We start from the raw sequence: 2798 nt of genomic DNA on the forward strand, positions 1-2798 counted from the left end.
GTGAGCGTCCGGCGAACGCATTTTTGGCGGGTCGATCTGCCAAAGCTATGGGTCGCGCTTCACCTCATCGACCATGACACGGTCGATCATCTCAGGATCGCATTGTTCATCGACGAGGAACTGGCGGCTTCCACCATCCCGCGTCCTGATGTCGGCGAGGAGACTTTGAAGGTCGTCGATACCATTTTCGGTCAGACCCTTCGTGCCATCCTCAGTGCCGTCACGCACATAAACCAATTCGCCCTCGGCGATATTGTCCGAGTTGGCGGTCACCTCCTCGATGAGTTCGAGGTTCTCGCCGATCATGCTGGCGACTTCTTTCAGCGTATAGATGAACCTTGAACGTGCCATCACGCAGCCTCGCATCGCTCTTTCGCCGGCGTCCACAGCCACGGCAGTAATTCCTGGAGGCGGTCCTTGGGGTGATCCTGGATCCGGGTCAGGACGTCCGTCAGATAGACCTCCGGATTGTGGCGATGGAGTTTGGCGGTCTCGATAATAGTCAGGATGTTGGCGATGCGTTCACCGCCCTTATCCGAGCCGGCGAAGAGCCAATTTTTCCTTCCAATTCCAAGTGGACGCATGGCTCGTTCAGCTATGTTGTTATCGATTTCGACACGGCCATCGTCGATGTAAACGCTCAACGCTGCCCATCGAGACAGGGCATATCGCATTGCCTCGGCCAGTTTCTGCTTCTGCGGCAACGTCGAAAGCGTGTCTTCGATCCAGACTTTCAGTTCTTCCAGAATGGGCCTGGCGTGTTGTTGGCGCAGTGTACGCCGCTGGTCGGACGGCATGCCACGGATACGATCCTCGATATCGTACAGCGCACCGATGCGCGACAGCGCTTCGTCAGCGATCGGAGATGGCTTCAGCTTGATCACGTCATGGAACTTGCGGCGCACATGCGCCATGCAGGCGGCCTCGACGATCTGGTTGCCGTAAAGCTTCTTGTAGCCGCCATAGCCATCGGCATGCATCACACCGCTGAAGTTTGCGAGATGGTCAGCCGGATGCATGCCCTTGCGGTCAGGACTATAGTAATAAGCGATGGCACCGGGAGTGGCGGCTTGATAGCCACTGCCGTCGAAGACGTAGACCCAGACCCTACCGGTTTTAGTCTTGCCCCGTCCGGGGTCGAGAACATCGACGGGGGTATCGTCCGTATGTATTCGGTCAAGCGCTGCGATATGGGCCCTGATAGCCAAGACGAGCGGCGCAAGCAGACCCGATACGCGGCCGACCCAGTCAGCCATTACGGATCGGGAGATATCTATCCCCAGCCGGTCGTACATCTCGGACAGGCGGTAGAGGGGGATGTGATCGTCGAACTTGGCGACCATGATATGGGCGAGCAATCCCGGTCCGGGCTTGCCGCGCTCGATCGGCAGGGTCGGCATCTCGCCAGCCACCGTCGTATCGCATTCCCTGCAGATCATGCGCTTTTCGACATGGCGGACAATCCTGACCGACGCCGGCACGTGCTCCAACACCTCGACCACCCTGTCGGCCGCCTTCAGGAACGAAGTGCCACCACAGGTCGGGCAATTACAGGGCGCCGCATAGACCAGTTCTTCGATTGGAAGACCATCGGGCAATGGCTTGCGCTTCGGCTTCTCGGATGCGTCGTCCAACTCCGGCAGAGGAGCTTTTCCGGAGCGCATTTCAGCCTCGGCACGGGAGGCCTCGATCTCCTCCAGCATCAGCTCAAACTGCTCGATCTTCCGGTCGATCTTCTCCGAAGAAGCGCCATGCTGCCGATGTCGGAGCAGCTCCAGTTGCGCCCGCAGAAGCCCGATAATGGAGTCGCGCTTGATGACCTCGGCTTCCTGGCTCTCTAGTTTCGCCGCCTGTTCGGCGACGAGTGCGCGCAAAGCAGATAGCTCGTCCTGACTGTTCAGCGGCGTTATTTCCATAACCGCAAACGTAGCCGATTTGCCCCTGGAGCGCCAGAATTTTGCCCCGGATACCCTGCAAAATATAGCTTTTATCCCGTTCGACCGGGAGCGGAAGTCCACGCCGGACGGCGCCAGTCGATCCCTTCCACAAGCATCGAAAGCTGCGCTTGCGTCAGGTGCGCCACGCCCTCTTTCGCCGTCGGCCAGGGAAAGTATCCGCGCTCCAAAATCTTGTAGAACAGGCAGAACCCCTGACCATCCCACCATAAAAGTTTGATCCGGTCGGCCCTTTTCCCGCGGAAACCGAAGATCGCGCCGGAGCCCGGCACCTCCTTGATCGCCGTCTCCACCAGCGCCGACAGACCATCAATCCCACGCCGCATGTCCGTCACCCCACAGGCCAGATAGACCCGCACATTCCCGGAAGGCCCGATCATGCCGCCTCCACGCAAGCGACCAGTGAGGACAGCACCTCGAGATCCATGTCAGCCGGAACCCTCAAGCACCGACCGTTTCGAAGCGAGATCTCAATGACCGCTGGCGTCGGTGGCGTGTCAGGTGCCGGGGTAGCGCTCACCTCCTCGGTGATTTCCACCGGAAGGAACACCGCCGGTCGGGCGGCATAGCTGAATGACTGCCGCCACAAGCGGATCTGGGATGGGTAGACATCATGCCGGCGAGCCACATCACCAATGCGAACACCAGGTTGATCCGCTTCTGCCAATATCCTCAGTTTCGCCTCGTCCGACCAGCGCCGTCTGCGCTCAGTGCCGGACATGATCTCCATGCGAGCCATGCAACCTCTTCGTTCTGGTATTAATGTCAGCACTAATGCTGGTTCTAATGCCAGAACATCGCCCGATTTGCCCGATCAGCAAAATCCGCTCACCGGACGCTCAC

The 2798-nt window shown here is 59.0% G+C and carries 4 protein-coding genes; all 4 read right to left on the minus strand.

Going from position 1 to position 2798, the window contains the following annotated elements; genetic code table 11:
* Positions 1 to 45: 45 nt before the first annotated feature.
* Complete coding sequence (locus tag GVL52_RS31290; protein WP_160012619.1) at positions 46 to 351, minus strand: hypothetical protein; 306 nt, start codon at positions 349 to 351, stop codon at positions 46 to 48.
* The gene (locus GVL52_RS27720) at positions 351 to 1916 is read right to left on the minus strand and encodes an IS66 family transposase (protein ID WP_160012620.1); all 1566 of its coding nucleotides are present in this window, start codon (positions 1914 to 1916) and stop codon (positions 351 to 353) included. The genes GVL52_RS31290 and GVL52_RS27720 overlap by 1 nt, the downstream gene beginning before the upstream one ends.
* A gap of 71 nt (positions 1917 to 1987) precedes the next feature.
* Complete coding sequence (tnpB, locus tag GVL52_RS27725; RefSeq protein ID WP_160012621.1) at positions 1988 to 2335, minus strand: IS66 family insertion sequence element accessory protein TnpB; 348 nt, start codon at positions 2333 to 2335, stop codon at positions 1988 to 1990.
* Complete coding sequence (locus GVL52_RS27730) at positions 2332 to 2694, minus strand: transposase (protein ID WP_160012622.1); 363 nt, start codon at positions 2692 to 2694, stop codon at positions 2332 to 2334. Before GVL52_RS27730 ends, tnpB begins: the two co-directional genes overlap by 4 nt.
* Between the last annotated feature and the right edge of the window lie 104 nt (positions 2695 to 2798).

It is taken from the genome of Rhizobium sp. 18055 (assembly GCF_902706285.1).
Taxonomy (GTDB): Bacteria; Pseudomonadota; Alphaproteobacteria; order Rhizobiales; family Rhizobiaceae; genus Rhizobium.

Excerpts from the sequence above, each read along its gene's own strand:
- GVL52_RS31290 (WP_160012619.1), bottom strand. The coding sequence starts at position 351 with ATGGCACGTTCAAGGTTCATCTATACGCTGAAAGAAGTCGCCAGCATG.
- GVL52_RS27720 (WP_160012620.1), bottom strand. The coding sequence starts at position 1,916 with ATGGAAATAACGCCGCTGAACAGTCAGGACGAGCTATCTGCTTTGCGC.
- tnpB (WP_160012621.1), bottom strand. The coding sequence starts at position 2,335 with ATGATCGGGCCTTCCGGGAATGTGCGGGTCTATCTGGCCTGTGGGGTG.
- GVL52_RS27730 (WP_160012622.1), bottom strand. The coding sequence starts at position 2,694 with ATGGCTCGCATGGAGATCATGTCCGGCACTGAGCGCAGACGGCGCTGG.